We start from the raw sequence: 25,726 nt of genomic DNA, 5'->3' as shown, positions 1-25,726 counted from the left end.
CGCTTCATGCTGGGGGCAGGGTTATGACCATATTCGATAGTGACTTCGAGAGCGTGGGGGCGGCCGTACCGCGATCGGCCGCCGGAATCGCGCTGATGGTGCGGCGGCTGGGAACGATGGAATCGGCCTATGCGCGGCTGATCTGGTCGCGGGCCCTGGCGGAAGCCATCGAGAAGATGGAGCACGCTTCTGCGACCGACCTGATCGACAGCCGGACGGTAGAAGGCGATGCCCGCCGTTCCGCGCGTCAGGGCGACACGCAAATCCTGCGGATGCTGCAGGCGCATATGAATCTGCGCAGCCCCAGCGCCGTGCGCCTGCTCATGTGGCTGATGGCTAATCCGGATGTGTTCCACGCGCCGCACGAACTGCGGGCGAGCCTGGGATTTGCGGAAAGCTCGATCAAGGTGTTCGTGTCCGAGCTGCGCAAGGCGTTTCGCAACAAGAATATGCCGGACCCGATCGTCTCCTTCTATCGGCGCGGCTATTGCGTTCCGGCCGATTGCGCGGCGCTGATCAAGGACGTCATCTCCCGCCTCGCGCTTGAGGAGACGAGCCTGGGACGGATCAAGAGTCCGTCCTGAGGGAGATGCATCGCGCGGAAGGTGCATGACGGGGTGGTTGCCGCACCACCCCAACCCCTCCTCTGACGAGGAGGGGCTAAGATTGTGGTGATCAGAAGAAATAATGCTCGGTTGCGGCAGGGCTGGCATTGCGCCGGGCTGCTACCGATCCGGCACTGCGGTGGTTGGCGGATGGGACGCGGCGCGGCGCGAGGTCGCCGGCGCGGATGCGGCTCCAGATTCGCTCGACGATCTCACGCTCCTCGGGGCCGACCGCTACCGCATAGATGCTCGTGGTTTCGATATTGGCGTGGCCGAGCCATGACTGCACGAGATTAAGCGGCGCGCCAGCTCCGAGCGCGGCGACGGCAAAGCCATGGCGCAGGCCGCGCGGGCAGGCTTGCGGGCCTCTGATATGCGTCCGGTCCATATGCTCGTGGACGTGGCGCCAGGCGGTGGTGCGGGACCAGCGCCAAAGGGGGGCGGCGCGATCATTGCCGGCAATATCGGTAAGCAGGCGCACCAGCCCCGACGAGATCGGCACGCGGCGGAAAATGCCTCTCTTCCGCTTCTTGAGGCTTTCGAAGATGACGACACAGGCAGCGGGGTCGATCCGCCCGAGGGTCAGGCAGAGCGCCTCCGAAATGCGGCACCCGGTTTCGGCGAGCAAGCGGCAGAAAGCATGGACGGAAGGCGGGGCAGTCTTTGCACTATCGAGGAAGCAGCTCATTTCGGATCGGTTCAAATATTTTCGGCAGCCATATTCGTCGAATACAGACCAGTTCATCGATTTCGTCCCCCGTTGATGATCATTCTAATCTGGAACAGTTCCGTCATGATTTGGATCATGACGGATGCTGCTCAAATTATCGTCCCGTTAACCATCAAGTAACAAATTTGGACTTGGGAGGAAGGTCTCGCCGATCCGAAATGGATGCAATAGCACTTGATCTGCGGACGGAATGCGCGCGGCCGCGTCGCGCGGCGCAAGCCGTGCGGTGAAGCATCCGATATGGCGTAATATCCCCACCGCCTGTCGATCCGGTCCCGCTTGCGATGCGGGCCGGGCCAGGCAGCTTGTCCTGTGAGCGTCAGGCGGTGGCCTAGAGGCGCGGGCCTTGCACGGCGCCGCTGACCTTGGGCTTTTCCGCGCTGTTGAGCAGATCGATCAGGCCGCTCATCGGCGCGCCGGCCTTTGCGTAATCGAGCGCCGACATGCCGGCGAGTCGGTCGCGGCGCAGCGGGTCGGCACCGTTGGTGATGAGCAGTCGGACCATCTCCATGTCGCGCATCTGCACCGCGCGGATCAGCGGGGTTTCGCCGCTGCTGTTGGTCTGGTTGGGATCGGCCTTGTGGGCGAGCAGCAGCTGCGCGCCTTCCACGAAGCGGCGTTCCACGGCGAGCATCAGGGGCGTGCGGCCGTTATTGTCGGTCAGGTCCGCGCGCGCGCCCTTGGAGAGCAGATAATTGGTCATCATCACGCTGCGCTGGCCGACCACGATCAGCAATGCGGTCTCGCCGCTGGTGCGATCCTTGGTGTTGATCGGGGTGACGCCCGGCGTTTCGAGCACTTCGGCAATCTTGGCGGTATCGCCTTTGCGCACCGCCTCGAGGAAGCGGTAGCTGTCGGAGAATTGCGCCATGGCGGGCTGTGCCGTCACCGCGCCGATCAGCGGCGCCAGCGCGAGCGCCAGTGGGCTGCCCATGCGGACCAACATTCCCCTGCGCCGATCGATCTTCACCCTGTACCCCCTTCGCCTTGCGTTCGTGTCAAGCAGTTGCCTTGGCTCCAATAGCAGGGCATGGCTGGCCCTGTCATGAATAAAGCCTGCAAAAAAATCCTCGCGCTTTCCATCGGCTTGGCGCTGGCCGCCTGCCAGGGCCAGAGCGGCGGCAACCAGGCCGGCGGCAGTGAGTCGCTTCCTGCCGAGGGCAATCTCGTCGGCGCCCGGATCGGCGGCGATTTCACGCTGACCGACCAGAATGGCAAGAGCGTGCGCTGGGCGGATTTCCAAGGCAAATATCGCCTCGTCTATTTCGGCTACACCTTCTGCCCGGATGTGTGTCCGCTCGATCTCAACCGAATCATGCTCGGCTACCGGATGCTGGAGAAGGACCATCCCGAGGTTGCGGCCAAGATCCAGCCGATCTTCATCACCGTCGATCCCGAGCGTGACACCGTCGATGTGGTGAAAGGCTATGTCGCGCATTTCCATCCCCGGCTCATCGGCCTCACGGGCACGCCCGAGCAGATCGAGAAGGTGAAGACGGACTTCGTGGTAGTCGCCAGCAAGGAGGGCGATCAGGCCGCCAAGCAGGATTATCTTGTCAACCACACCCGCACGCCGTTCCTGTTCGGGCCGGATGGCAAGCCCATCGCGCTTGTGCCGGTCGAGGAACTGGCTTCCGCGGATGAGACGGTGGCCAAGGGCGTGCACGATTTCCTCGTCCACTATGTCCGATGAGCTTCTGGGAGCAGCCTCTCGAAACGCTTGACCGCGCGCAGTGGGAGGCGCTGTGCGATGGTTGCGGCAAATGCTGCCTGCACAAGGTGGAGGATGCCGACACCGGGCGCATCTACCCGACCAATGTCGCCTGCCGACTGCTGGATCGGAACACCGCCCAGTGCAGCAATTACCGCCAGCGCCGCGCGTTCGTGCCTGATTGCCTGCGGCTGAGCCGGGCCAATCTGCAGGAGATCGAATGGCTCCCGCAGACCTGCGCCTATCGCCTGCGTGCCCATGACGAGCCCCTGCCGGACTGGCATTATCTGATCTGCGGGGATCGCGAGGCGGTGCATCGTGCCGGCCAGAGCATTCGCGGCTGGACGATCTCCGAGACGATCGCGGGCGATCTGGAAAATCACATTGTCGACCGCGCGCTCTGAGCACAGGCTCACGCTGGCGGACGGGGCGGCGCTGTCTGTCGTCGTGATGCGCCATGGGCGGGCGCGGCGGATGAAGCTGCGGTTCGATGAGCTGGGTGACCGTGCCCTGCTGACCATTCCCCCGCGTGCCTCCCTGCCGCGCGCCTTGGACTGGGTCCGGGCGCAAGGGGCGTGGATCGAGGGGCAGCGGGGCCGCAATGGCGGGCTTGTCACGCTGGCCGATGGCGCGCTCGTGCCCTTTGAAGGCACGCCGCTGCGCATCGTCGCGACCGGCGCGCGTACCCGGCAGGTGCGGGCAGAGCAAGGCGAGCTACTGGTGGGCGGACCGGTCGATCTGGCCGGCGCACGAGTGCTGCGCTGGCTCAAGGCGCAGGCGCGCTCGGCACTGACGACCGAAACGCAGGCCCTCGCGACCCGGCACGGCCTGCCGCTGCGTCAGGTGGCGATTGGCGATCCCCGCGCGCGTTGGGGCAGTTGCTCGGTGGACGGCAACATCCGCTACAGCTGGCGGCTCATTCTGGCGCCCCCGCATGTGCGGCTGGCCACCGTGGCGCACGAGGTCGCGCATCTGGAGCATATGCACCACGGCCCTGAATTCCATGCGCTGGTGCGCGCGATTTCGCCGGTTTGCCCGGATGCGGCCCGCGCCTGGCTGCGCGCTGAAGGGCGTAGCCTGCATCGCTATACCGCCTGAGCGACCGCGTTTTTGATCTGTGAAAAACGTCGAAGGGCGCGGCTCGCACCGCGCCCTTCCGTCGTCCTGGCTATGCCCGCTCAGAAGCGGCTGCGCACCGTGATGCCATAAGTGCGCGGCTCGGCGAGATAGGCCGAGAAGAGCTGGTTCGACATGGCGCCGAACCGACCCAGTTGCGCGCGGGACTGGTGATTGGGGCTGGAGCTTTGCAGCGGGCTGTTGAAGGCGACCTGGCTATAGTCGCTGTCGAACAGGTTCTGCGCCCACAGCTCGATGGCCCAGGCCTGCCCCGGGCCGCGCAGGCCGATGCGGGCATTGGTGACGATGTAGCCGTCCTGCGCCTTCTCGGGATAGAGGTCCGAGCCGGTGTTATAGTCGCCGGTGATCCGGTTATCGACATAGACGAGGCCGCTGAAGCCACCGCCCAGCTCCGGTGTCCAGGCAATGCTGCTGGTCGCCACCCAGCGCGGCGCGTTGCTGTTATCCTGCCCTTCGAGCAGGAACAGCGCGGGGTCGAGCGGCACCGAGCCATCCGCATTGCCGACGAGCTGGTCGGCAAACTTGGCGCGGGTATAGGTCACGCCCGCCGTGGCGCGGAGCGAGCGAACCGGCTGGACATAGGCCTCGATCTCGACGCCCTGGCTGATGAGGCCGGGCTTGGTCTCGGCGCAGGTGCCGTTCGCGGCCTTGGCGCCATCGCAGCCATTGATGTTCTGGACGACAAAGCTGGTGCCATTGAAGGTGTTGAGCTGGAAGTTGCTGAACGCCTGACGGAAGGCGGCGAGGTTGAAGCCCCATTCGCGGCGCGCATATTTGAGGCCGATCTCGTAAGCGTCAACCGTCTCCGCGCCGAAGGCTAGGCTCGCCGCATCGGCATTGCTGCGCGGTGAGAAGTAGGTGATCGGCGCGATGCCGGTGCCGACCCCGGTATTGCCCAGCTCGAACCGGTCCAGATTGTAACCGCCCGCCTTATAGCCCCGCGAATAGCCGCCATAGACCATCAGGCCGCCGCCGACCTTGTAGGAGAGCACGGCGGTGCCGGAGAATTTGCCCTCGGTTTGCCGGTCCTGCAGGTCGAGCGCGTTGAGGCCGGTGCTGGCATTGCCCAAGCAGCCGAGCGTCAGGATGCCGCCGGCCAGTTGCGCGGCCGAGCCGAGCGCCGGATTGGTCGCGATGCCCGGCAGGGCGGAGGCCTGTAACGCGGCACAGGTCGCATTGTTATTGTTGAGATCGCCCGAGAAGCGTTTGGTCTCGCGCGTGTAGCGCACGCCCAGGGTCAGATCGAGCGCATCGGTGAGATGGATGATGTTGTGGGTGAACAGCGCCCAGTTCTCGCTGCGCTGATAATAGCGACTGTCGGTATCGCCGGCACCGTTGGGGATGGTCGCCAGCGCGGTAAGGCCGGTACCGAGGCCACCCGAGATCGCGCCCGCCTGCGCTGTCGCGGTCGCATTGGCCACCGTCGGCGAGGCACCCTGGCTGATCGCCCGGGCGTAGATGGAGGCATAGAGGCCAGCATTCAGACTGGCTTGCGTTGCGCTGATCAGGTTGCCGACGTCCGGCGTGAGCGCGTTGCCGTCGATCGGCGCGGCGCACAGGCTGAGCTGGGCGGGTGAGAGATTGCTGGCGGCGCCGGTGCCGGCCATCAGGCGGCAGGCTGCGAAGCGGCCATAATCAGCGCCGAAGCGGATGTTGTCGCGCAGCGTCAGCTTCTCGTTGGCGTAATAGCCGCCCACCAGCCAGTCGAGCATGCCGCCCAGCGCCGAACCCTGCAGGCGCAGTTCCTGCGTGAAGGTGCGGAACTGGCGGAAGGTGCCCGGGTCGCGATAGAGCAGGTCGGCGGTCGAATAGTCATAATCGCCGTAATCCGACGACTTGTAGTCGCGATAGGCGGTGATGCTGGTCAGCTTGGCATTGCCGAAATCATAATTGATCTCGCCCGAGAGGCCCCAATCCTCCAGCTTGCTCACATAGTCCCGGCCCGGCGTGATGCTGATGTTCCGCTGATAGGGGTTCTGGGCATAGGGCGTGGGGCCATTGGGGAAGCGCGTGCCGAGCGCGCTCAGGATCGTGACGATGCGGTTGGTGGCGTTCTGCGTATAATTGGTGGGCGAGCTGCCCACCTCCTCGCCGGTGTCGATATAGACGGCGCCGCAGCAGCTTTCGTCGCGGTGGGTGTAGTCGCCGATCAGCCGGACGGAGAGCGCATCCGAGGGCTCGAAGAGCAGCTGCCCGCGCAGGAAGTAGCGGTTGCGGTCATTGGTGTCGCCGATTTTGGCGCCCGAGGCATCCACGATGTTCAGGAACCCGTCGCGCCGCGAATAGACGCCGTCGATGCTGGCGGCGATGGTCTCACTGAGTGGGCCGGTGATCCGGCCGGCGAGCCGCCAAGCTTCATAATTGCCGAAGCTGGCTTCCGCGCTGCCGCCCCATTGGAATTCCGGCGCCTTGCTGACGATATTGAGCAGGCCGGCCGAGGCATTGCGCCCGAACAGCGTGCCTTGCGGGCCGCGCAGCACTTCGACGCGCTCGATCTCGCCGAGATCGGTCAAGCCCGCGCCTGTGCGGGATCGATACACGCCGTCGATGAACACCGCGACGGAGCTTTCCAGACCCGGATTGTCGCCCACCGTGCCGACACCACGGATGCGCGCGGCGCCATTGGCTTCCGATCCGGTGGAGGAGACGAGCAGCGAGGGCGCAAGCTGGTTGAGCTGGCGAATGTCGTTCGCGCCGCTGTTCTGCAGCGATTGGGCGGTCACGGCTGAGACGGCGATCGGCACATCCGAGAGCGGGCTGGCGCGCCGCGTGGCGGTGACGATGATCTCGCCCATATTGCTCTCATCGTCGCTCTGCGCGGTCGCATCGCTGGCGTCCTGAGCAAAGGCGGGGGTCGCAAGGGCGCATAGCAGTGCGGCAACACTGGCAGACGCAATGAGGGATGGCTTGGGCATCATTCGCTCTCCTGCACGTTTGTCCGGTCCGGCATTTGTGCCGGTTATTCGAGAGCATATGCCAATAGCCATAGGGCGCAACTCCCTCATTTCCGGGATTTAGCGGTTTGTTGCATAAGGGTTACAGCCGGCGGAGGCCGCTCATCGCCAAAGAGCGAAACGCAGCAGCCGATCCTCCAGCGCGATAAGCGCTTCGCTGTTCCGGCCGACAAGAGAGGCGATTGCCGGTGACGCTGCGTCAAGGCCGCCGGTGAATGCCCCGAAGGCAGGCACGATGATCTTGCTGCCGCCCTTCACGAAGCAGCGCCGCGAGATATGCCGCCCGCGCAGGCTCATCCGCAACTTGGGATGAAAATGTCCGGAAATTTCCGGTCGCACCTCTCCGGGCATGGCTTCATGGCGCAATATGACGCCATCGACGAGCGCTTCTGCCCGATTTTCACCCCCCAGCGGCGAATCAACGCCCGAGGCGCCGAGGGGGTCGTGATTGCCGGTGATCCAGGTCCAGCGATAGGTGGCGGTCAGCTGCGCGATCCGCGCGCGCGTCTCGCCGCTCATCCGCTCGTGCGCGCCGCCATCGTGGAAGCTGTCCCCCAGGCACCAGATCTCCCGCGGTTGGGTGAGGGCGATCACCGCCGTCAGCGCATCCAGCGTGGCGCGGCTATCATAAGGCGGCAGCATCTGGCCGCGCCGGGCGAAGGCGCTGGCCTTCTCGAAATGAAGATCGGCAACGATGAGCGCGGCCCGCTCCTGCCAGAACAAAGCACCTTGGGGCAAAGCCTGCCAGCTCTGGCCGGCAAAGCTGAAGGCCGGGCCACAGCCTGCCGCGCGCGGCATGGGTTGATCGATGAGTGGGGACGACCTCATGGCCCTGCTATGCCGTCGCAGCGGGCAGGGCGCAATCGGGCAGTTGAACAAAAGTGGAACTTTTGTGATGTCCCGCAGGCTCTGGCTCTCCCCGCTCGGCTGGTGTAGGCGCGCGCGCATGTCGCACGAACCCGCATCCCTGCTGACCGTCGCTGCCTTCTACCGCTTCGCGCCCTTGCCCGACCCGGAGGCGCTGGCGACCGACCTGCGCGCACTGGGCGCGACGCTGGGCCTCTCCGGCTCCATCATCCTCGCGCAGGAGGGCATGAACGGCACCATCGCGGGGTCGGCCGAAGCAGTGGAGCGCCTGTTCGCGCGACTGCGCGCCGAGCCGGGCTTCGCGCCCCTGGCGCCGCGCCTGCACAGCACGGAGCGGCATCCGTTCGCGCGCTGGAAAGTGAAGGTGAAGCCCGAGATCGTGACCATGGGCCGGCCCGGTGTCGATGCGGCGCAGGGCGCGGGCACGCATGTGCCGCCGGCGCAGTGGAACGCGCTGATCAGCGATCCGGACACGATCCTCATCGACACCCGCAATGATTATGAGGTGGCGCTGGGGCGGTTCGCCGGCGCGGTCGATCCCATGACGGCGAGCTTCGGCGACTTCCCGGACTGGTTCGATGCGCAGGCGGCGCAATGGCGCGCGGAAGGCCGCAAGCCCCGGATCGCCATGTATTGTACCGGCGGCATACGCTGCGAGAAGTCGACGGCTTATGCCCGCGCGCAGGGTTTCGAGGAGGTCTATCACCTCAAGGGTGGCATCCTTGCCTATCTCGCGGAAGTCGAGGAGGCCGCGAGCCTGTGGGACGGCGCCTGCTTCCTGTTCGATGAGCGCGTCGGGATCACCCATGGGGAGCGGGTCGTCCCGGCGGCGTTCTGCCCGGCCTGTGGGCAACCGCTTGCCGGAGGCGCCGATGAGGGCGGCTCAGCGCCCGTTTGCGTCCGCTGCACCGGTATCTGCGAAGTCTAGCCTGCCACGCTGCCGGGCATTGCCGCCGGCGAGGTGGAAATCGACATGCCGCTGGCCGAAATCGATCGCGATCCGGTCGAACAGGCGCAGCATCCCCATGCCGAGCAGCATGGCTGGCCGCTCGCCCAGACCAAGCTCGGTAAAGGGTGCGGCATCCAGGAACAGCATCGGCACATTGTCGAGCGTTGCGTCGCCGATAGTGAGTTGGCGCACGACGGCGAACTGGGCCGGCACGTCGACGCCGGTGACGCTGGTCAGCACAGTGGGCGTTGGCGGCACCACCAGCCGCTTGGCCTTGAGGCTGCGGAACAGCGCCATGTTGCCGACGCTCTGCTCCGCACCGGTGTCGAGGATCACGTCTACCTTACGCCCGTCCACCCGCGAGTTCATCAGGATCAGCTGGCCATAGCGGCTGCGCGCGCGCACCACGATGGCATCCTTCTCGTCACGCACGGCGGATGAGCGGCGGCTGCGGCTGAGTTCCATACGGCGCTGGTTGAAGTCGAGGATGAGACGCTTGTCCGCGAGGCTGTCCAGCCCGATGATCCCCAGGCTGCCCATGTCCGCGCGAGCGATAGTGAGCGCGGCAAGCGAACTGACCGCATGGTCGCCAAAGCGCAGATCGCTCAATTGAACGGATGAGACCGTGACGCGCCCGGCCATGCTGATGATCTCGACCGGCTGGAGCGGCGGCAGCATCAGTCGCGTGGCCAACTCCGTGGCGACGATGGTGCGCTGGGAGCCGGTGTCGATCATGAACGGATAAGGGCCGCGCTCGCCGATCCGCACCGGCATGGTCATCCGCATCCCCGGATCGCCGCCGATAGGCATGACCGGCTCGTTGAGGTCGAAGGTGCTGGGATCGACCGGTATCTCAGGGCCACGCGGCGCGATGACGAAATGCTCGTTTGCGCTCGGGATCTGGCTCGCGATGCCGAATGGCCCGGTCAAAGCCGCAGCGGCCGTGATTACAGCCTTTGCCAGGGTCAGCCGAAGCGTCGAGCCGAAAACCATCCCCAAGGTCTCCCAAGACGCGCAGCTTATCACGATTTTGCGGTCCCGCCAAAAGGATCGAGGCGGGCGCGGGCGACGCTAGCTGGGTGGCGCGTCGGGCGTCATGGCAATGCGGGCGAGCGATTCGGCTTCCGCGAGCAGGCTGTCGTCGGTCTGCGGGCCAGCCACATGCTCGCGCCCGATCATGATCAGCACCGGCACGGCCAGCGGGCTCACCCGGTCGAGCGGCTTGTGCAGCATGGTGGCGCTGGCCCGGTCGATCAGCTCGCCGAGCCTTCCGACATCGGTCATGCGCGCGCGGGCATCGGCCCAGGCGGCCTTGAGCAGCAGATGCTCCGGCTCGTAGCGGCGCAGCACGTCATAGATGAGGTCGGTCGAGAAGCTGACCTGCCGCCCGGTCTTGCGCGCGCCCGGCTGCTGGCGTTCGATGAGGCCGGAGATCACCGCCACGTCGCGAAAGGCCCGCTTGAGCAGGCTGCTTTCCTCGACCCAGGCGATGAACTCACGGTCCAGAATGTCGGCGGAAAAGAGCGGGCGGGGGTCGGTAACGGGCTCCAGGCCATAGACGGCCAGCGCATAATCGTTGGACACGAAGCCGACGGGCTTGAGGCCGCGCTCTTCCATGCGGCGGGTGAGCAGCATGCCGAGCGACTGGTGGGCGTTCCATCCCTCGAAGCTGTAGACCACCATATGGTGCAGCCCCTCATGCGGGAAGGTCTCGACCAACAACTGGTCGGGCTGCGGCAGGACGGAGCGGACCGCCTGCATCGCCAGCCATTCATGAACGTCGGGCGGAAAGCGGTTCCATTGCGTCGGATCGGCCAGGAAAGCGCGCACGCGGCCGGCCAGATGCGTCGACATCGCCATGCGCGTGCCGCCCCAGCTGGGAATGCGGGCCTGCTGGGATGTCGCCTTGACGAACAGTTCGGCCTCGGTCTGGCGGACCAGCTCCAGCGAGAGGCCGGAGAAGAAGAAGCGATCGCCCGGGCTGAGCGTCGCGGCAAAACTCTCCTCCACCGTCCCGAGCTTGCGGCCGTTGCTGAAGCGCACGTCGAGCGCGGGTTGATCCACGATGATGCCGGCGTTGAGCCGATGTTGCTGGGCAAGGCGGGGATGGGCAATGCGCCAGAGGCCTTCGGGCGTGCGGACGAGGCGCTGGAACCGGTCATAGGCGCGCAGGGCATAGCCACCGGTGGAGACGAACTGGAGAATGTCCTCAAGCTGGGCCGCGTCCAGCCAATCATAAGGCGTGGCGGTGCGGATTTCGGCAAGTAACGCCGCAGGATCGAGCGGGCCGGCGCAGGCGAGCCCCATGATGTGCTGGGCCAGCACATCGCGCGCGCCGGGGCGGAAATCGTCGGCATCGCGCTCGCCGCTCATCACGGCATCCCAGGCAGCCTGCGCTTCGAGATATTCGAAGCGGTTGCCGGGGATGACGATCGCCTTGCTCGGCTCGTCCATCCGGTGATTGGCGCGGCCGATGCGCTGGAGCAGGCGCGAGCTGCCCTTCGGCGCGCCCATCTGGATCACGCAGTCGATATCGCCCCAGTCGATGCCCAGATCGAGACTGGCGGTGGCAACAAGGCCGCGCAGCTTGCCGGCCGCCATCGCGGCCTCCACCTTGCGACGCGCCTCGCGGGAGAGGCTGCCATGGTGGATGCCGATGGGCAGCGTATCCTCATTCTCCGCCCATAATTCCTGAAAGATGAGTTCGGCGAGACCGCGCGTGTTGCAGAACACCAGTGTCATGCGGTGCTGGCGGATGATGTCGATCACCTGCCCCGCCGCATATTTGCCGCTGTGGCCGGACCAGGGCACGCGGTCCTGCGGCATCAAAATGGTGAGGTCCGGCGCGGCGCCCGGCTCGCCTTCGACCAGCGCCACTTCCGCCTGCGCGCCGGCGGGCGCCAGCCACCGTCGATACGCATCGGGGTCGCCCACGGTTGCTGACAGGCCGACGCGGCGAAGGCCGGGGGCGATGCTCTGCAGGCGGGCGAGGGACAGGGCCAGCAGATCACCGCGCTTGCCGCTCGCGAAGGCATGGATCTCATCGATGATGACGGTTTTAAGGGACGCGAAGATCAGGTCCGCATCGGGGTAGGTCAGCAGCAGGGAGAGCGATTCGGGCGTCGTGAGCAGGATGTGGGGCGGCTTGGCCCGCTGCCGGGCCTTGCGATCGGACGGCGTATCGCCACTGCGCGTCTCGATGCGGATGGGCAGGCCCATCTCACTGACGGGGGTGAGCAAATTACGCTGCACATCCACGGCCAGCGCCTTGAGCGGGGAGATATAGAGGCTGTGCAGGCCTTCTGTCGGCGCCTCCGCGAGGTCGGCCAGCGTGGGCAGGAAGCCGGCGAGCGTTTTGCCGGCTCCTGTGGGCGCGACGAGCAGAGCATGGCGCCCCGCCTGCGCTGCCTCCAGCATCCCCTGTTGATGGCGACGGACGGACCAGCCCCGCCGGTCGAACCATTCGGTAATGAGGGGCGGCAGGGATGGGGTCATGTGCGCGCGGGGGGCCATGCCTTCAATGTGGATGCCCCGCCATGCTTACTCAAGCCCGCGTGGAAGAGGGCTCCTTACCATCCCGGCGCTTGTCTTCACGGTCGAGACTGTCGCGCAGGTCCTTCGCGGCGCGGTCGCTTCGCGCTTCGTCGCCCGGTTTGGTATCGCGCTTGTTGCGCCAGATCGCGTAGACCAGCACCGCGGCAAACAGGACTGGCCCGACAACGGTCATGAGGCTCCAGAGGCTGCCCATGTTTCTCTCCTATTTTCCAAACCCATTGAACGCATGGGCGCCGCCTGAGTTTCGCGGCTGGCCGCGCAGCCGGTTCGGCGCGCCTCGCTGCGTGGCGGATGGCGGGCGGCCAGCCAAAAAAAAGGCCGCCCCGAAGGACGGCCTGGAAGTTTTAGGAGAGGATGCCTGAAAGGCAGGAACTGTATGCGTTACATACGAATTTCCTGCAATTGCGAAATGAAGAGTGTTGATTGCACAATTTGCAATCGACCTCTTCAGTCTACGCATCTGGTTGACGTTAATGCCCAGCGGCGGGACCACGCTCCAGACCAGAAAGTGCAAGCTGTTCATCGACTTGCGCCAGCAGGCGGTCCAGCGCGTCGGCGTCGCGCGCCTCTGCGCGGGCGACCAGAACGTCCTGTGTGTTGGACGCACGCAGCAGCCACCAGCCGTCCGGCGTGGTCACCCGGGCGCCGTCCGTTGCGTCGATCGTCGCGCCGGATTCGGCGAGTCGGCGCAGCACTTCCTCGATTACGGCGAACTTCCGGCTCTCATCGACCTGAAAACGCAGCTCCGGCGTGTTGACCATGGCCGGCATGGCGCCGCGCAGCTGCGTGACACTGCGCCCCAACGTGCTGGCAGCGCGAATCAGGCGGACGGCCGCGTACAGGGCGTCGTCGAAGCCATAATATTCGTGCCTGAAGAAGATGTGCCCGCTCATCTCGCCGGCAAGCGGGCTGCCCGTCTCCTTCATCTTGGATTTGACGAGGCTGTGGCCGGTCTTCCACATCAGCGGCTTGCCGCCCAGTTCCGCTACCCGGTCGAACAGCGCCTGGCTGGCCTTCACATCCGCGATGATCGTGGCGCCGGGTTCGGCGGCGAGCACCGGCTCGGCGAGAATGGCCAGTAGCTGGTCGCCCCAGATGATGCGCCCTTCGCCATCGATGGCGCCGATCCGGTCGCCATCGCCATCGAAGGCGAGACCGAAATCGAGGCCCTTCTCCGCGACCAGCGCGCGCAGGTCGACGAGGTTCTTCTCCTCGGTAGGGTCCGGATGGTGATTGGGGAAATGGCCGTCAACCTCGGTGAACAGCGTGTGGTGCTCGCCTGGCAGCAGCTTCACCAGCCGGTCGATCACCGGGCCGGCGGCGCCGTTGCCGGCATCCCAGCCGATCTTGTAGGCTTGGCCGTCGAAGCCCTCCATCAGCCGGGCGACATAGCGGTCGAGAATGTCGACCTGCTCGCTGCCGGCGCTGCCCTCGGCCCAGTCGCCGGCCGCCGCCATCCTGCCCAGACTCTGGATGTCCTTGCCGAAGAAGGGGCCCTTCTGGAGCACCATCTTGAAGCCATTGTAATTGGCTGGGTTGTGGCTGCCGGTGATCTGGATGCCACCGTCCACATCCAGCACGGCCTCGGCATAATAGAGCATCGGCGTCGGGCCGAGTCCGATGCGGACCACATGAATGCCGCTGTCGTTGAGCCCGCGCACCAGCGCTTCCTCCAGCATCGGCGAGGAGAGGCGCCCGTCATAGCCTACAGCGACGGCCCGACCGCCCAGCCGCGCGACGCGGGTGCCGAAGCCGCGGCCGATGGCATAGGCATCTGCCTCCCCCAGAGTCTCGTCGATAATGCCGCGAATATCGTATTCGCGCAGAGTGGTGGAGTGGAATTGATGAGTCATGAAAAGTCCCGGATAATGTCGAGCGATAGCGAACCGACTAGCTTATGTTTCTTGCGATTTTAGCAATGTCTCGCGCGCGGCGTTAATCCGCGCGGCAAGGCCGGGCGATCCGCCGGCATCTGGGTGGTTCTTGGTGATCAGCTTGCGATGGGCGGCGATGATCTCCTCGCGGCTGGCATCGATCGGCACCCCGAGCAGGTCGGCGGCTTCCGCCCGGCTGAGGTCGCGCGCGGTGAGCGGGGCAGGCGAAGCTGTGCGCCCGCCGACGAGGCTCTCTCCGTAGCGCAGCCACAGGCCGGAGCCGGTCGCGATCAGCGCGCCGATGACGGGCATGCCCTTGGTCATCATGATCGTGCCGATCAGCGTGCCGGCGATGCCCAGCCACGCCGCCGGCACCTTGCGCCCGCTTTTGCGGAGGCGATACCAGAACCAGAGGCCCAGCCCGCCAAGTGCGACAGCGAGCAGCAGCATGCCTTAAGCGGCGCTCTTTTTCTGCGGTGCTCCGCCGAGCATCGGCAGGGCGAGGCCGGCGATCATTTCACGCAGTTCCTGCCGGGCGGCGAGATGGCTGACACCCAGTTCGCCGAGATGGCCGCGATCGAGCAAGGTCAGGCCCGAGGGGAACAGCTCGCGGAAGATCACGCGCTCGGAGAGGCCGGGGATCACGCGGAAGCCCACACGGCGGGCAAGTTCGGAAAGCGCATCGCCGACGCGCTTTTGGTTGCGCGCTTCCATGTGATGCAGGCGGTTGCGCAGCACCACCCAGTCGATCGAGGCGCCGTCCGCCTTCGCGCGGGTCTTGCGGGTCTCCCACATCAGCTCGGAGTAGAAGCTCAGCCGCTTGACCTTGAAATTCTCAGGATCGACCTGCCCGATGAGGTCGAAATCGACGAAACTGTCGTTCATCGGCGTGACAAGCGTATTCGCCGCCGCCGCCGCATAGCGCGCCATCGGGTCGTCGCGGCCCGGCGTGTCGATGATGACGACCTGCGCCTGGCTGGCGGCCTTGGCAATGGCCTCGTTCAGGCCCGCCGTGCTGTCGCCATCGTAAACGGCGTAGCTGGGTGAGGGCAGGTCCACCTCACGGCGACGCGCGGTCGCCTCACGATTCTCGAGGTAGCGGGCGGAGGTGCGCTGCCGATGATCGAGGTCGATCAAGGCCACCGACACATCTTGCGCGGCCAGCGCGACAGCGGTGTGGACGCAGGTGGTGGATTTGCCTGTGCCACCCTTTTCATTGGCAAAGACGATGAGATGCGGCGCGGCGCTGGACATGGATTGGGTCGAAACTCTTCCTGGGTGGTTACGGCCTCTTGACCGTCCGGTCAGGACAAGCGAAGCCAGCCCCGACCTTCTCCGCTGGCCTTATCGGAGCCTCGTGCCGCGTGCAAATCTTCCGTGACCTCCCCTCGCTCAGAACCGGTCTCGCCTCGTTGCGGGCGGATGCGGGGCGGATCGCCTTCGTCCCGACCATGGGCGCGTTGCACGATGGGCACATAGCGCTGATCACTGAGGCGCGGCGTCGGGCGAGCCATGTCGTCGCATCGATTTTCGTCAATCCCGCCCAGTTCGGCCCCAATGAGGATCTGTCGGCCTATCCCCGCCGCGAGGAGAGCGATGCTGCGATGCTGGCGCAGGCGGGCGTCGCTGCCCTGTGGCTGCCGGACGTTGCCACCATGTATCCCGCCGGCTTCACCAGCCATGTGAATGTCGATGGCCTGTCCGCCCGTCTCGATGGCGAGTGGCGGCCCGGCCATTTCGAGGGGGTGGCAACGGTCGTCACCAAGCTCTTCAATCAGGTCCGGCCGGACATCGCCTGTTTTGGCGAGAAAGATTATCAGCAGCTGGCCATCATCCGGCGGATGACGCGCGATCTCGATCTGGGAGTCGAGATCGTCGGCGTCGAGACGCAGCGCGATTATGATGGCCTCGCCCTCTCATCCCGCAACGCCTATCTCACCGCCGAACAGCGCGCGCGCGCATCGGCTTTGCCGGAGACGCTGGTGGGGGCAGGAGAAGGCATCAGCGCGGGTGAGGATGTGGCTGCCGTGCAAGCCTGGGCGATCCGCTACTTGCTCGATTCGGGCTTCGATTCGGTCGATTATTTTCTGCTCAGCGATGCCGACACGCTGGAGCCGATGACCCGACTGGACCGGCCGGCCCGCCTGCTGGTGGCCGCGCGGATCGGCAGCACGCGGCTGATCGATAATATCCCCATTCATCCCTGAAGACATGCCCGAGCAAATCCGGGCGCAAACATCCCTTCTGCTACGTTAACCATTTCGCAAGAGCTGGCGTGCTTGGTTGCGGTATCGCGAACCTGTTTTTGGGGGGAATTCGTGGGTACAAGCATGAACAATGCCAGGGTCCTGATCGAAAGCCGCACGCGCGCCGCGCTCGGCAATGCGCAGGCCTGTTTCGATCTTGGCGTGGCCTATAGTTGCGGCACCGGCGGCCTGTCCGTCGATCTTGTCGAAGCGCATCGCTGGTTCAATTTGGCCGCACAGGCAGGCAGCCGCGAGGCACAGACCTGCCGCGCTGAAATCGCCGAGGAAATGACCGCGCGGGAAATCGCCGAGGCCCAGCGCCTCGCGCGCGCCTGGACGATCGAGACCAGTCAGCGTGTCGCGGCCTGATCGGCTTTAGCCCGCGTCTCCGCCCTTGCGGAACGGCGCGCGTTCATCCAGCCATTCGCGTTCATCCGCGACGGCGGCAGCCTCGCGCTCGACGAAGTCGGCCACGGCGCGCCTGAAATCGGGATGCGGGATGTAATGCGCTGAATAGGTCGGCACCGGCCGATAGCCGCGCGAGAGCTTGTGCTCGCCCTGTGCGCCGGCTTCGACGCGGGCAAGGCTCCGCGCGATGGCGGCGTCGATCGCCTGATAATAGCACAGCTCGAAGTGGAGGAACGGCACCTCCTCGTTGCAACCCCAGTAACGCCCGTACAGCGCATCGCCGCCGATGAGGTTGAGCGCCCCGGCAATCGGCCGTCCGTTGCGATAGGCGAAAATCAGCAGGACCCGGTCTGCCATGCGGGCGCCGAGCAGGGAAAAGAAGGCGCGGGTGAGATAGGGGCGGCCCCATTTGCGGCTGCCGGTATCCTGGTAGAAATCCCAGAACGCATCCCAATGATGTTCCTCGATGGCGTCGCCGGTCAGGTGCCGGATGTCCAGCCCGGCCTGCGCCTTGGCCCGCTCTTTGCGCAGATCCTTGCGGTGGCGGCTGGAGAGGCGGGCGAGAAAATCATCGAAGCTGGCATAGCCTTCATTGGCCCAGTGGAACTGGCTGCCCTGGCGGATGAGCCATCCCGCCGCGCGGTACAGCGCGCATTCCTCCGGCGTGATGAAGGTCGCGTGGGCGGAGGACAGCTCATTCTGGTCCACCACCGCCTCGATGCCCGCGATCAGTGAGGGGCCTTTACCGGCGTCGCGCAGCAGCAGGCGCGGGCCCGGCACGGGGGAGAAGGGCGCGGCGATCTGCAGCTTGGGATAATATTGCCCGCCCGCACGCTCCCAGGCGTCCGCCCAGCCATGGTCGAAGACATATTCGCCCTGGCTATGGCCCTTGAGATAGGCCGGCGCTGCGGCGATCAGCTTGCCGCTGCCGTCCTGAATGGTGATCGGCGCTGGCGACCATCCCGTGCCGGGGCCGACGCTGCCCGATTCTTCTAGGATGGAGAGGAAGTCGTGGCTGACGAAGGGATTATCCGGGCCGGCGCAAGCGTCCCACTGCGCCTTGTCCAGCGCCGCGACGGATTGGGTGAGGTGGACGGTCAGCGCGTCGCTCATGAGGACGGCGCCTCTCGGTGCGCCAAGGAGGGCGGAGAGCGAAACGGAGCGACGTCGTGCAGCACGTGCCGAACATGGGGCGTCTGGCGCAAAATTGCCAGTGCCCGCAGGTCCATCGCGCCCAAGGCCGCCAACATGCCGGCTGGGCGCGGTAGCTCAGTCGCGAATCTGCACGATGGCGTCGATTTCCACCGATGCATCCAGCGGCAGCACTGGTACGCTCACGGCGCTGCGGGCGTGGCGGCCGGCATCGCCGAAAATGCGGACCATCATCTCCGAGGCACCATTGGCGACCTTGGGTTGATCGGTGAACTCAGCGGTGCTTGCGACAAAGGCGCCGAGCTTCACGATGCGCTCGACCCGGTCGAGATCGCCGCCCAGCGCCGCTTTCATCTGCGCCACCAGCATCAGGGCGCAGCGTTCTGCAGCCGCGACGCCCCAATCGAGATCGCGCTCGCCGCCGATCTTGCCTTTCATCAGGGCGCCATCGGCCGCGAAGGGCAGCTGGCCACTGATGTGCAGCAGGTTGCCGGTCTGCACCGCAGCCACATAAGCGGCGACGGGAGCGGCGGCTTGCGGAAGGGAGATGTTCTCCGCGGCGAGGTGTTGGTCGATCTTGCTCATGGGCGGAGCCAGAGCATGAGCCCGCAGATGCGTCAAGACCGGCTAGGACAACGCCCCGGTGGCAATCGCGTCATACTCGTCGATGCGGGCCATGATCCATGCCTCGGCACGGTCCCAGTCGTCGATCCGCTCATGCGCCTCGCGCACCGGCTCGACATGGGGGGCGAACTCGGGCTCGCCGACCATGTGCAGCCGCCAGCATTCCGGCACGTCCCGTGCCACGGAAACGTGATTGGCGCCCAGATCGTCTATGAAGATGCTCAGGCCCGGCTTGCGCTCGTCCAGCAGCTTGCGCACCGCCGGCCCCTTGCCGCCGCGATTGCCGATCACCGGATAGGGGAGGCCGTGCGCATGGATCTGGTCGGCGCGGGCCTGCGCGCGTTCCTCGCCGATGTTGGTGACGATCACGATGTCCGCCCGCTGTGCGATTCGGGCCATCGCCTCCACCGCGCCGCGAATCGGCGTCTGGCGATGCATCTCCGTCTCGAAGAAGGCGCCGAGCAGGGTCCAGACCAGTTCGCGCTCGATCAGGTTGCCGCTTGTCTTGTGGCGCAGCGCGCGCTCGAAGCCGCCGGAGAAGCTGAAGTCGATGCCGTGCTGCTCTTCCAGCCAGGACCGGAAGGGGACGACCATGTGCATCAGCACTTCGTCGCAATCGCTGATGATGAGCGGACGGCTCATCGGCCGAGCCGCTCGCGTGCGGCGACGAGGTCGGCCGGCGCGACCGCCAGTGCCTCCGCGCACGCCAGCAGGTCCGGCTCGTGATTGATGACGAAATCCATCAGCGCACCCAGCGTTGCAGGATCGGTAAGGGCTTGCCGCAGCGCATCCGGCTCCAGACCGGTGAGGCTGAGCATCCGTTCGGCACGGACCGAATCAGCCACAATCCATCCCACGAGGCGCAGCGCCATGGTTTCATCATCTTGAGGGATCGGATAGGTCCGCATTGTTCACCTGTATGCCGGGCAGCGGGAGGTTCTCCCCTGCGCGGCTGCAAAAATGGCTTCGTCCATCGGCATAAGGACTGTTCGTGTCAAAACGCATATTGGTTGTCGAGGACAATGAGCTCAACATGAAGCTCTTTTGCGACCTGCTCCGCGCGCATGGGCATGAGACAGAGCCGGTGCGAGACGGGCGGGAGGCCTTCGCCCGCGCATCCGCCTTCCAGCCCGATCTCATCATCACGGACATCCAGCTGCCGCATGTGAACGGTCTGGACCTCATCGCCTCCTTCCGCGCGGACGCAGCTCTGGCAGAGACGCCGATCATGGCTGTGACGGCCTATGCCGCCCCGGGCGATGAAGCGCGGATTCGGGAGGCAGGGGCGAATGCCTATGTCTCCAAGCCGATTTCGGTGCTCATGTTCATGAATGTCGTCAACGGACTCATCGCGCCGACTGCGCTGGCGAGCTGAGCCTACCCGGCCCGCCATCGCCCCACTTCATCGTCACGCTGCCGCACGCAAAAAGGCCCGGATCGCGCGATCCGAGCCTGAAGCGTCATGCACAAGCGAGCGGACCGACAGGCCCGCCGCGGCACTTACTTAATCTTGGCTTCCTTGAACTCGACGTGCTTGCGCACGACGGGATCATATTTGCGGAAGGTGAACTTCTCGGTCTGCGTGCGGGGGTTCTTCTTGGTCACGTAGAAGAAGCCCGTGTCAGCGGTGCTGACCAGCTTGATCTTCACTGTGGCGGGCTTCGCCATGGCCAATTCCTCAAATAATTGAGCGACCTCCCTGCAGGCAGGTGCGGTGCGCTGACATACATGCAAAAGACGGGCTCCGCCTCTGGCGAGACCCGTTCGGCGGCGGCCAATGCGGGAAAAGCCGGCCCTTGTCAAGGGAAGGAGTCGCCGCAGTCGCCGCTCTTCGCTGCAAAACCGAAGCTTAACGATGGGCGCTTATGGTGCCGTTGTCACAAGCCTGACTCGCGAGGCTGGCAAGAACCGATTCGCGATGGACAAGGCGGGATGGGAGAATCGGGATGTATCAAGGCTCGGACCGTCTGGTTCGCGATCAGATGCTTGGCCGCATTGAGGCACTGGAGGGGGCTTGCACGGGCCTGTCCCTCTTCTCCCTGTGCGAGCGGCTGGAAGATTTGCGGCTGTTCGCGCGCCGGCATGACTTTGCCGCGGTGGAAGGACTGGCCAGCCTGCTGGAGTCGGTGGTGGCCTATAACGGCCACCGCCAGGTCGCGCAGACCTATCTCACGCTCATGCGGGACGCTGCCCAGGGTGATTCGGCTGCGCCCCAGACTGCGCGCGTCTACCTTGCCGCGGCCGCCCTGCGGGGGTGTCGCTGATCGCTTCATTGCGCCGGCGCATAAGTGTTGATTGATTTCGTCGATCAATCTGTGCGGGCCTATCTGTTCGTCATTCCGAGTTCCATCTGGCATAAGCGGGGCGTGGGGAACGTTCGACGTTCCGAAATTTACGTCAGACACATCAACCATTGGAGGCCTTTCATGACAGACAAAGCGCTCAAAACGCCCACGGACCTGAAGGGAAATGCCATCAAGGCCGTCGCCGACGCGCTGAACGGCCTGCTGGCGGATAGCTATGCGCTTTACCTCAAGACCAAGAATTTCCACTGGCATGTCTCCGGCCCGCATTTCCGCGATTATCACCTGATGTTCGACGAACAGGCGGCCGAGATTCTTGCGACGACGGATCTGATCGCCGAGCGGATTCGCAAGACCGGCAACACTGCGCTGCGCTCCATTGGCGACATCGCCCGCAAGCAGAGCATTCAGGATAACAATGACGACTTCGTCTCCGCTGCGGACATGCTGGCGGAGCTGCGGGCCGACAATATGGCGCTGGTGGAATCGCTGCGTGCCGCCAAGGAACTGGCCGAGGCCGCCGGCGACAATGCAACCGACGGGCTGATCGACGACTGGACCGATCAGGCCGAGCAGCGGGCGTGGTTCCTGTTCGAAACGAGCCGCAACGGCTGATCCATTTGGACTGAGCCATCGCCGCGCTGCAGTTGTGGCGATGGACACACAAAAAGGGCCGGGATTTTCATCCCGGCCCTTTTTCTTGCGAAGTGAGTCGCCTGTTACTCGGACTTGGGCTCGAGATTCACGGCGGCGTATTTGCCACGACGGTCGACTTCCAGTTCGAAGTCCAGACGGTCGCCTTCCTGCAGCGAAACCATGCCGGCACGCTCGACAGCACTGATGTGCACGAACGCATCGGGCTGGCCGTCATCGCGCTGGATGAAACCGAAGCCCTTCATGGCGTTGAAGAACTTCACCGTGCCGCTGGCCCGCTCACCCGTGAGCTGACGCGACGGTCCGCCACGCTGCTCGGCCGGCGCGCGGTCTGCAGCGCGCTCGGGAACCGGGAGCGGCTCGCCGTCGATCACCAGATCGGTTGCGGAAATCTTGCCGCCACGGTCCACCAGCGTGAACTTGAGCTGCTGCCCTTCGGCGAGGCCGGTCAGGCCAGCCTGCTCGACAGCGCTGATGTGCACGAACACGTCTTCCGCGCCATCGTCACGGACGATGAAGCCGAAGCCCTTCTGGGCATTGAAGAACTTGACCGTGCCGGAGCCTTCGCCAACGACCTGCGCGGGCATGCCGCCACGACCGCCGCCGCCGCCACCACCGCCACGGAAGCCGCCGCCACCGCCGCCGCCGCTGCGGAAACCGCCGCCGCCACCGCCGCGGTCACCGAAACCGCCGCCACCGCCGCCGCCGCCGAAGCCGCCGCGATCGCCAAAACCGCCGCCGCCGCCGAAGCCGCCGCGATCACCGCCGCCGCGAGGTCCACCGTAACTGCTGCCACCATATTCCGGAAAGGCGTCGAACTGGGGTTCTCCGAAGCTGTCCCGCTTGTCCCTGCCGCGACCGCGGCGCCCTCTATCAAAACTCATGCCCTGTTAATCACTTTCGCTCGTCCACTCTCGATCCGCACCCATGCCGGACGACATGCACAGGGACTCGACCAAGGCCACACTCGGCCAAGCATCGCTATAGCGGCCTTTTTCGCAAAGCGCGAATGATTTTGGCGCAATTGCCGCGCTGAACGTCGATCCCGCTCGCGGGCGACATCGGCCCGATCCGCAGCGTTGGGGAGGCGCTCTGCCGTCTTGCCTTTTTCGGAGGTTTCCCTGGCCCAGTCATGCAGCTAAGAGGAGCGGCATGACCGTTTATTTTCATGAAGAAGACCTGCCTGCCGATGTGCTCGCGCCGGGCGCCGTTGCCATCGATACCGAGACGATGGGCCTGATCACCCCGCGCGACCGCCTGTGCGTCGTGCAGATCAGCGATGGGCAGGGCGATGAGCATCTCGTCCGCTTCTCGCCGGGGAGCAGCTATGCCGCGCCGAATCTGCGGGCAGTGATCGCCGATCCCACGCGACTCAAGCTCTTCCACTTCGGCCGCTTCGATATCGCGGCGCTTCAGCATTATCTCGGCGTGCTGGCGGCACCGGTCTACTGCACCAAGATCGCCTCGCGCATGGTGCGTACCTATACCGATCGCCACGGCCTCAAGGAGCTGGTCCGCGAGCTTCTGGGCATGGACATCTCCAAGCAGCAGCAGAGTTCCGACTGGGGCGGCCCGGTGCTGAGCGAAGCGCAGCGGGATTATGCCGCATCCGACGTGCGCTTTCTCCACCAGTTGAAGGCGGAACTGGACATAAGGCTCGAGCGGGAAGGGCGCACCGCGCTCGCCCAGGCCTGTTTCGACTTCCTGCCACACCGGGCGCTCCTGGATCTCGCCGGCTGGCCGGAGACAGATATTTTCGCCCATGCGTAAAGGGCGTGCCCTGCGCGGGACGTCCCGGTCCGAGGACGAGCTGGCGCCGTCGGCGCTGGCCCGGGCCGAGCACAGCCGGCTGCAGCGCTGGGCCGCGCCCGGCGGCAGTCACGACCGGCTGGTGACCCTGCTCAAGCGGGTATTGCCGATCTCTGCCGGTGTGCTGGGCGCCTTCCTGCTGGCGGCGCCGTTCACCCACCAGACCGAGGTCAGCTTCGTGCTCGACAAGAACAAGGTCGATGTTGCGAGCGAGCGGTTGAAGGTGACCGAGGCGCTGTATCGCGGCGAAGATGGCGAGGGCCGGCCCTTCTCGCTGCGTGCCGGCTCTGCGCTGCAAAAAACCTCGCGCGATCCGATCGTGCAGCTCAACGAGCTTGAGGCGCGGTTGCAGATGGAAGGCGGCGGGGCCGTCGTCACCGCGCGGCAAGGCAATTACAACATCGAGAATGAGACGGTCGCGGTCAACGGGCCGATCCAGTTCCAGAGCGCCAATGGCTATCGGCTGACCACGCGCGATGTCGACATTCGACTGCAGGAGCGGGACTTGCGCAGCCGGGGCGATGTCGAGGGGCGGATGCCGACCGGCACGTTCCGCGCCGATCATCTTAAGGCCGATCTGGAGGGGCGCACCGTCACGCTGGAGGGCAACGCCCGCTTGCGCATGGAGCAGGTCGGGCGCTAAGGGCAATGTCGATGCGCAGACCCTTCCTTCTTGTCGCTGCCGGCGCCCTGGCCGGGTCCACTCTGGTCGCGATTGCCGGCGTTGCCGATGCGCAGGTTCTGCGGGGGCACAACACGCGCGCGCCGGTGGATTTCTCGGCGGACCGCATTGAGGTGCAGGATCGCGCCGACCGCGTCGTCGTCTCCGGCAATGTGCAGGTGACGCAGGCCGGGATGACCATGACGGCGCAGCGCCTCACCGTGGCCTATCACAACACCGGCGGCATCGAGATCGACCGACTCGATGCCTCGGGCGGTGTCGTGGTGACGCGCGGCAACGAGCGGGCCAGCGGCTCGGTCGCCATTTACGATCTCAATCGCCGGCTGATCACAATGATCGGCAATGTGCAGCTCAATCAGGGCGGCAACCGCCTCACCGGCTCGCGGCTCGTCATCGATCTCGCCAGTGGTCGCTCGACGGTGGATGGCTCTGCCGCTGGCGGCGCGCCGGGCACCACCCAGTCGGGTGGTCGCGTCTCCGGCACGTTCCAGGTTCGCCAGAGCGGCGATCAGTAGGAAAAGGCCGGACGCGGCGCCAAAAAGCTTGCCTTTTTCGCTGCCTTGAACGATTCGGTCTCCATGCAATTTTCCTGCCAGATCGTGGAAGCTGCGGAGGAACGTCGGTTCGACAGGGCCGGCGATCAGGATGATCTGGAAATGAGGACAAGGCGATGAGTGAGGCAGACACGATGCGCGATCCCGCAGTCGCGGACGACCCCGCCGGCGCGGCAGAGGATCATCGCCTGCAGGTCATTTCCATCGCCAAGAGCTACGACAAGCGCACCGTCCTCGCCGATGTCAGCCTTGAGGTCGGCCATGGCGAAGTCGTCGGGCTGCTCGGGCCGAACGGCGCAGGCAAGACGACCTGCTTCTATTCCATCATGGGGCTGGTGAAGCCCGATTCGGGCCGCATCCTGCTGGAAGGTACCGATATCACCGGCCTGCCCATGTATCGCCGCGCGATCCTGGGTCTGGGCTATCTCCCGCAGGAAACCTCCATCTTCCGCGGCATGACCGTGGAGCAGAACATTCTCTCCGTGCTGGAACTGGCCGAGCCGGACAAGGCGGCGCGGGCACAGAAGCTGGAGACGCTGCTGGAGGAATTCGGCCTGGCGCGGCTGCGCGCGAGTTCGGCCATGGCACTCTCCGGCGGTGAGCGGCGGCGCTGCGAAATCGCGCGCGCGCTGGCGGCCAATCCGTCCATCGTGCTGCTCGATGAGCCCTTCGCCGGCATCGACCCGCTCTCCATCGCGGACATTCGCGATCTGGTGAAGGATCTCAAGACGCGCGGCATCGGCGTGCTCATCACCGATCACAATGTCCGTGAGACGCTGGAGATCGTCGATCGCGCCTGCATCATCTACGATGGCAAGGTGCTGTTTGCCGGCAGCCCCGCCGAACTGGTCGCCAATGCCGATGTCCGCCGCCTCTATCTGGGCGAGAGTTTCTCGCTGTGATGGCGGGCCG

At 65.4% G+C, this 25,726-nt stretch carries 30 protein-coding genes; 14 read left to right on the top strand and 16 right to left on the bottom strand.

All coding sequences use genetic code 11. The annotated features are described in order from the left end of the window. Nucleotides 1-23: 23 nt before the first annotated feature. Entirely contained in the window at nt 24-584 is a 561-nt protein-coding gene (locus tag M2342_RS16270) for a helix-turn-helix domain-containing protein (RefSeq protein WP_264579846.1), read from the top strand. Nucleotides 585-675: 91 nt separating this feature from the next. Here M2342_RS16270 and M2342_RS16265 read toward each other — a convergent pair whose 3' ends face one another. Together M2342_RS16265 and M2342_RS16260 are read right to left on the bottom strand one after the other, a co-directional pair. Then, nucleotides 676-1,350 (bottom strand): tyrosine-type recombinase/integrase, encoded by a 675-nt coding sequence (locus M2342_RS16265; RefSeq protein WP_264579845.1) that lies wholly within the window; start codon nt 1,348-1,350, stop codon nt 676-678. A gap of 316 nt (nt 1,351-1,666) precedes the next feature. Beyond that, the gene (locus tag M2342_RS16260) at nt 1,667-2,305 is read right to left on the bottom strand and encodes an ankyrin repeat domain-containing protein (RefSeq protein WP_264579844.1); all 639 of its coding nucleotides are present in this window, start codon (nt 2,303-2,305) and stop codon (nt 1,667-1,669) included. Nucleotides 2,306-2,380: 75 nt separating this feature from the next. On the opposite strand from M2342_RS16260, the gene M2342_RS16255 reads away from it, so the two are divergent. From M2342_RS16255 to M2342_RS16245, 3 genes are read left to right on the top strand one after another with little or no spacing between them, the layout of a single operon-like run. Further along, nucleotides 2,381-3,028: an SCO family protein gene (locus M2342_RS16255; protein WP_413715150.1), complete on the top strand. Its 648-nt coding sequence runs from the start codon at nt 2,381-2,383 to the stop codon at nt 3,026-3,028. Beyond that, entirely contained in the window at nt 3,025-3,450 is a 426-nt protein-coding gene (locus M2342_RS16250; RefSeq protein WP_264579843.1) for a YcgN family cysteine cluster protein, read from the top strand. Before M2342_RS16255 ends, M2342_RS16250 begins: the two co-directional genes overlap by 4 nt. Then, nucleotides 3,431-4,144, top strand: a complete 714-nt coding sequence (locus tag M2342_RS16245) for a M48 family metallopeptidase (protein WP_264579842.1) — start codon at nt 3,431-3,433, stop codon at nt 4,142-4,144. The genes M2342_RS16250 and M2342_RS16245 overlap by 20 nt, the downstream gene beginning before the upstream one ends. Nucleotides 4,145-4,224: 80 nt before the next feature. On the opposite strand, the gene M2342_RS16240 is transcribed toward M2342_RS16245, so the two are convergent. Together M2342_RS16240 and pdeM are read right to left on the bottom strand one after the other, a co-directional pair. Next, entirely contained in the window at nt 4,225-7,101 is a 2,877-nt protein-coding gene (locus M2342_RS16240; RefSeq protein WP_264579841.1) for a TonB-dependent receptor, read from the bottom strand. A 138-nt stretch (nt 7,102-7,239) separates the two neighbouring features. Beyond that, nucleotides 7,240-7,965 carry a ligase-associated DNA damage response endonuclease PdeM gene (pdeM, locus tag M2342_RS16235; RefSeq protein ID WP_413715149.1) on the bottom strand — a complete coding sequence of 242 codons (726 nt, stop codon included), beginning with the start codon at nt 7,963-7,965 and terminating at the stop codon, nt 7,240-7,242. 118 nt (nt 7,966-8,083) lie between these two features. On the opposite strand from pdeM, the gene M2342_RS16230 reads away from it, so the two are divergent. After that, entirely contained in the window at nt 8,084-8,932 is an 849-nt protein-coding gene (locus tag M2342_RS16230) for a rhodanese-related sulfurtransferase (protein ID WP_264579840.1), read from the top strand. Here the strand turns inward: M2342_RS16230 and M2342_RS16225 are convergent. The 6 genes from M2342_RS16225 to M2342_RS16200 form a co-directional block, all read right to left on the bottom strand. Next, complete coding sequence (locus tag M2342_RS16225) at nt 8,888-9,946, bottom strand: retroviral-like aspartic protease family protein (protein ID WP_264579839.1); 1,059 nt, start codon at nt 9,944-9,946, stop codon at nt 8,888-8,890. The genes M2342_RS16230 and M2342_RS16225 overlap by 45 nt on opposite strands. A 78-nt stretch (nt 9,947-10,024) precedes the next feature. Continuing rightward, complete coding sequence (locus M2342_RS16220; RefSeq protein WP_264579838.1) at nt 10,025-12,448, bottom strand: ligase-associated DNA damage response DEXH box helicase; 2,424 nt, start codon at nt 12,446-12,448, stop codon at nt 10,025-10,027. Between the two features lie 49 nt (nt 12,449-12,497). Then, nucleotides 12,498-12,701: a hypothetical protein gene (locus tag M2342_RS16215; protein ID WP_264579837.1), complete on the bottom strand. Its 204-nt coding sequence runs from the start codon at nt 12,699-12,701 to the stop codon at nt 12,498-12,500. Between the two features lie 277 nt (nt 12,702-12,978). Next, nucleotides 12,979-14,361, bottom strand: coding sequence for a phosphoglucomutase/phosphomannomutase PgmG (gene pgmG / locus M2342_RS16210; protein ID WP_264579836.1), 1,383 nt, complete (start codon nt 14,359-14,361; stop codon nt 12,979-12,981). Nucleotides 14,362-14,403: 42 nt separating this feature from the next. Beyond that, nucleotides 14,404-14,832, bottom strand: a complete 429-nt coding sequence (locus M2342_RS16205; protein WP_264579835.1) for a molecular chaperone DnaJ — start codon at nt 14,830-14,832, stop codon at nt 14,404-14,406. 3 nt (nt 14,833-14,835) lie between these two features. Continuing rightward, nucleotides 14,836-15,636: a division plane positioning ATPase MipZ gene (locus M2342_RS16200; RefSeq protein WP_181558565.1), complete on the bottom strand. Its 801-nt coding sequence runs from the start codon at nt 15,634-15,636 to the stop codon at nt 14,836-14,838. Nucleotides 15,637-15,746: 110 nt separating this feature from the next. Between M2342_RS16200 and panC the strand changes: the two genes are divergently transcribed. Next, nucleotides 15,747-16,589, top strand: a complete 843-nt coding sequence (gene panC / locus M2342_RS16195) for a pantoate--beta-alanine ligase (protein WP_264579834.1) — start codon at nt 15,747-15,749, stop codon at nt 16,587-16,589. A gap of 111 nt (nt 16,590-16,700) precedes the next feature. After that, entirely contained in the window at nt 16,701-16,997 is a 297-nt protein-coding gene (locus tag M2342_RS16190) for a hypothetical protein (RefSeq protein WP_264571930.1), read from the top strand. 6 nt (nt 16,998-17,003) lie between these two features. Here the strand turns inward: M2342_RS16190 and M2342_RS16185 are convergent, their stop codons facing one another. The 4 genes from M2342_RS16185 to M2342_RS16170 form a co-directional block, all read right to left on the bottom strand. Next, on the bottom strand, nt 17,004-18,149 hold the full coding sequence (locus M2342_RS16185; protein WP_264579833.1) for a GNAT family N-acetyltransferase: 1,146 nt from the start codon (nt 18,147-18,149) through the stop codon (nt 17,004-17,006). Between the two features lie 156 nt (nt 18,150-18,305). Next, a complete protein-coding gene (locus tag M2342_RS16180) occupies nt 18,306-18,773 on the bottom strand; it encodes a RidA family protein (protein WP_264571932.1) in 468 nt (155 codons plus the stop codon). A gap of 42 nt (nt 18,774-18,815) precedes the next feature. Next, nucleotides 18,816-19,454: an HAD family hydrolase gene (locus M2342_RS16175; protein ID WP_264579832.1), complete on the bottom strand. Its 639-nt coding sequence runs from the start codon at nt 19,452-19,454 to the stop codon at nt 18,816-18,818. Further along, the gene (locus M2342_RS16170) at nt 19,451-19,720 is read right to left on the bottom strand and encodes a DUF3572 domain-containing protein (protein WP_264579831.1); all 270 of its coding nucleotides are present in this window, start codon (nt 19,718-19,720) and stop codon (nt 19,451-19,453) included. Before M2342_RS16170 ends, M2342_RS16175 begins: the two co-directional genes overlap by 4 nt. A gap of 83 nt (nt 19,721-19,803) precedes the next feature. On the opposite strand from M2342_RS16170, the gene M2342_RS16165 reads away from it, so the two are divergent. Further along, complete coding sequence (locus M2342_RS16165; RefSeq protein WP_181558572.1) at nt 19,804-20,187, top strand: response regulator; 384 nt, start codon at nt 19,804-19,806, stop codon at nt 20,185-20,187. A gap of 125 nt (nt 20,188-20,312) precedes the next feature. Here the strand turns inward: M2342_RS16165 and rpmG are convergent, their stop codons facing one another. Beyond that, a complete protein-coding gene (gene rpmG, locus M2342_RS16160) occupies nt 20,313-20,480 on the bottom strand; it encodes a 50S ribosomal protein L33 (protein WP_181558573.1) in 168 nt (55 codons plus the stop codon). A 278-nt stretch (nt 20,481-20,758) separates the two neighbouring features. On the opposite strand from rpmG, the gene M2342_RS16155 reads away from it, so the two are divergent. Both M2342_RS16155 and M2342_RS16150 read left to right on the top strand, forming a co-directional pair. Then, nucleotides 20,759-21,076 carry a hypothetical protein gene (locus M2342_RS16155; RefSeq protein WP_181558574.1) on the top strand — a complete coding sequence of 106 codons (318 nt, stop codon included), beginning with the start codon at nt 20,759-20,761 and terminating at the stop codon, nt 21,074-21,076. Nucleotides 21,077-21,238: 162 nt separating this feature from the next. Next, the gene (locus M2342_RS16150) at nt 21,239-21,730 is read left to right on the top strand and encodes a Dps family protein (RefSeq protein WP_181558575.1); all 492 of its coding nucleotides are present in this window, start codon (nt 21,239-21,241) and stop codon (nt 21,728-21,730) included. Between the two features lie 104 nt (nt 21,731-21,834). Here the strand turns inward: M2342_RS16150 and M2342_RS17060 are convergent, their stop codons facing one another. Further along, nucleotides 21,835-22,653 carry a cold-shock protein gene (locus tag M2342_RS17060; protein ID WP_319801100.1) on the bottom strand — a complete coding sequence of 273 codons (819 nt, stop codon included), beginning with the start codon at nt 22,651-22,653 and terminating at the stop codon, nt 21,835-21,837. 268 nt (nt 22,654-22,921) lie between these two features. Between M2342_RS17060 and M2342_RS16135 the strand changes: the two genes are divergently transcribed. The 4 genes from M2342_RS16135 (at nt 22,922) to lptB (ending at nt 25,716) form a co-directional block, all read left to right on the top strand. Then, nucleotides 22,922-23,539, top strand: a complete 618-nt coding sequence (locus M2342_RS16135) for a ribonuclease D (protein WP_181558577.1) — start codon at nt 22,922-22,924, stop codon at nt 23,537-23,539. Further along, a complete protein-coding gene (lptC, locus tag M2342_RS16130) occupies nt 23,532-24,221 on the top strand; it encodes an LPS export ABC transporter periplasmic protein LptC (RefSeq protein WP_264573715.1) in 690 nt (229 codons plus the stop codon). The genes M2342_RS16135 and lptC overlap by 8 nt, the downstream gene beginning before the upstream one ends. Before the next feature lie 11 nt (nt 24,222-24,232). Continuing rightward, entirely contained in the window at nt 24,233-24,775 is a 543-nt protein-coding gene (locus tag M2342_RS16125) for an LptA/OstA family protein (RefSeq protein ID WP_264574928.1), read from the top strand. Nucleotides 24,776-24,948: 173 nt separating this feature from the next. After that, the gene (gene lptB, locus M2342_RS16120) at nt 24,949-25,716 is read left to right on the top strand and encodes an LPS export ABC transporter ATP-binding protein (RefSeq protein WP_264580065.1); all 768 of its coding nucleotides are present in this window, start codon (nt 24,949-24,951) and stop codon (nt 25,714-25,716) included. Nucleotides 25,717-25,726: the final 10 nt, after the last annotated feature.

Origin of the sequence: Sphingobium sp. B8D3A, from assembly GCF_025961995.1 — a bacterium.
GTDB lineage: Bacteria > Pseudomonadota > Alphaproteobacteria > Sphingomonadales > Sphingomonadaceae > Sphingobium.
The sequence above is the reverse complement of the archived record's forward strand: the minus strand, read 5'-3'. Positions and strand labels throughout refer to the sequence as shown.

Excerpts from the sequence above, each read along its gene's own strand:
- M2342_RS16270 (WP_264579846.1), top strand. The coding sequence starts at position 24 with ATGACCATATTCGATAGTGACTTCGAGAGCGTGGGGGCGGCCGTACCG.
- M2342_RS16265 (WP_264579845.1), bottom strand. The coding sequence starts at position 1,350 with ATGAACTGGTCTGTATTCGACGAATATGGCTGCCGAAAATATTTGAAC.
- M2342_RS16255 (WP_413715150.1), top strand. The coding sequence starts at position 2,381 with ATGAATAAAGCCTGCAAAAAAATCCTCGCGCTTTCCATCGGCTTGGCG.
- M2342_RS16250 (WP_264579843.1), top strand. The coding sequence starts at position 3,025 with ATGAGCTTCTGGGAGCAGCCTCTCGAAACGCTTGACCGCGCGCAGTGG.
- M2342_RS16240 (WP_264579841.1), bottom strand. The coding sequence starts at position 7,101 with ATGATGCCCAAGCCATCCCTCATTGCGTCTGCCAGTGTTGCCGCACTG.
- pdeM (WP_413715149.1), bottom strand. The coding sequence starts at position 7,965 with ATGAGGTCGTCCCCACTCATCGATCAACCCATGCCGCGCGCGGCAGGC.
- M2342_RS16230 (WP_264579840.1), top strand. The coding sequence starts at position 8,084 with ATGTCGCACGAACCCGCATCCCTGCTGACCGTCGCTGCCTTCTACCGC.
- M2342_RS16225 (WP_264579839.1), bottom strand. The coding sequence starts at position 9,946 with ATGGTTTTCGGCTCGACGCTTCGGCTGACCCTGGCAAAGGCTGTAATC.
- M2342_RS16220 (WP_264579838.1), bottom strand. The coding sequence starts at position 12,448 with ATGACCCCATCCCTGCCGCCCCTCATTACCGAATGGTTCGACCGGCGG.
- M2342_RS16215 (WP_264579837.1), bottom strand. The coding sequence starts at position 12,701 with ATGGGCAGCCTCTGGAGCCTCATGACCGTTGTCGGGCCAGTCCTGTTT.
- pgmG (WP_264579836.1), bottom strand. The coding sequence starts at position 14,361 with ATGACTCATCAATTCCACTCCACCACTCTGCGCGAATACGATATTCGC.
- M2342_RS16205 (WP_264579835.1), bottom strand. The coding sequence starts at position 14,832 with ATGCTGCTGCTCGCTGTCGCACTTGGCGGGCTGGGCCTCTGGTTCTGG.
- M2342_RS16200 (WP_181558565.1), bottom strand. The coding sequence starts at position 15,636 with ATGTCCAGCGCCGCGCCGCATCTCATCGTCTTTGCCAATGAAAAGGGT.
- M2342_RS16185 (WP_264579833.1), bottom strand. The coding sequence starts at position 18,149 with ATGAGCGACGCGCTGACCGTCCACCTCACCCAATCCGTCGCGGCGCTG.
- M2342_RS16180 (WP_264571932.1), bottom strand. The coding sequence starts at position 18,773 with ATGAGCAAGATCGACCAACACCTCGCCGCGGAGAACATCTCCCTTCCG.
- M2342_RS16175 (WP_264579832.1), bottom strand. The coding sequence starts at position 19,454 with ATGAGCCGTCCGCTCATCATCAGCGATTGCGACGAAGTGCTGATGCAC.
- M2342_RS16170 (WP_264579831.1), bottom strand. The coding sequence starts at position 19,720 with ATGCGGACCTATCCGATCCCTCAAGATGATGAAACCATGGCGCTGCGC.
- rpmG (WP_181558573.1), bottom strand. The coding sequence starts at position 20,480 with ATGGCGAAGCCCGCCACAGTGAAGATCAAGCTGGTCAGCACCGCTGAC.
- M2342_RS16155 (WP_181558574.1), top strand. The coding sequence starts at position 20,759 with ATGTATCAAGGCTCGGACCGTCTGGTTCGCGATCAGATGCTTGGCCGC.
- M2342_RS16150 (WP_181558575.1), top strand. The coding sequence starts at position 21,239 with ATGACAGACAAAGCGCTCAAAACGCCCACGGACCTGAAGGGAAATGCC.
- M2342_RS17060 (WP_319801100.1), bottom strand. The coding sequence starts at position 22,653 with ATGAGTTTTGATAGAGGGCGCCGCGGTCGCGGCAGGGACAAGCGGGAC.
- M2342_RS16135 (WP_181558577.1), top strand. The coding sequence starts at position 22,922 with ATGACCGTTTATTTTCATGAAGAAGACCTGCCTGCCGATGTGCTCGCG.
- lptC (WP_264573715.1), top strand. The coding sequence starts at position 23,532 with ATGCGTAAAGGGCGTGCCCTGCGCGGGACGTCCCGGTCCGAGGACGAG.
- M2342_RS16125 (WP_264574928.1), top strand. The coding sequence starts at position 24,233 with ATGCGCAGACCCTTCCTTCTTGTCGCTGCCGGCGCCCTGGCCGGGTCC.
- lptB (WP_264580065.1), top strand. The coding sequence starts at position 24,949 with ATGCGCGATCCCGCAGTCGCGGACGACCCCGCCGGCGCGGCAGAGGAT.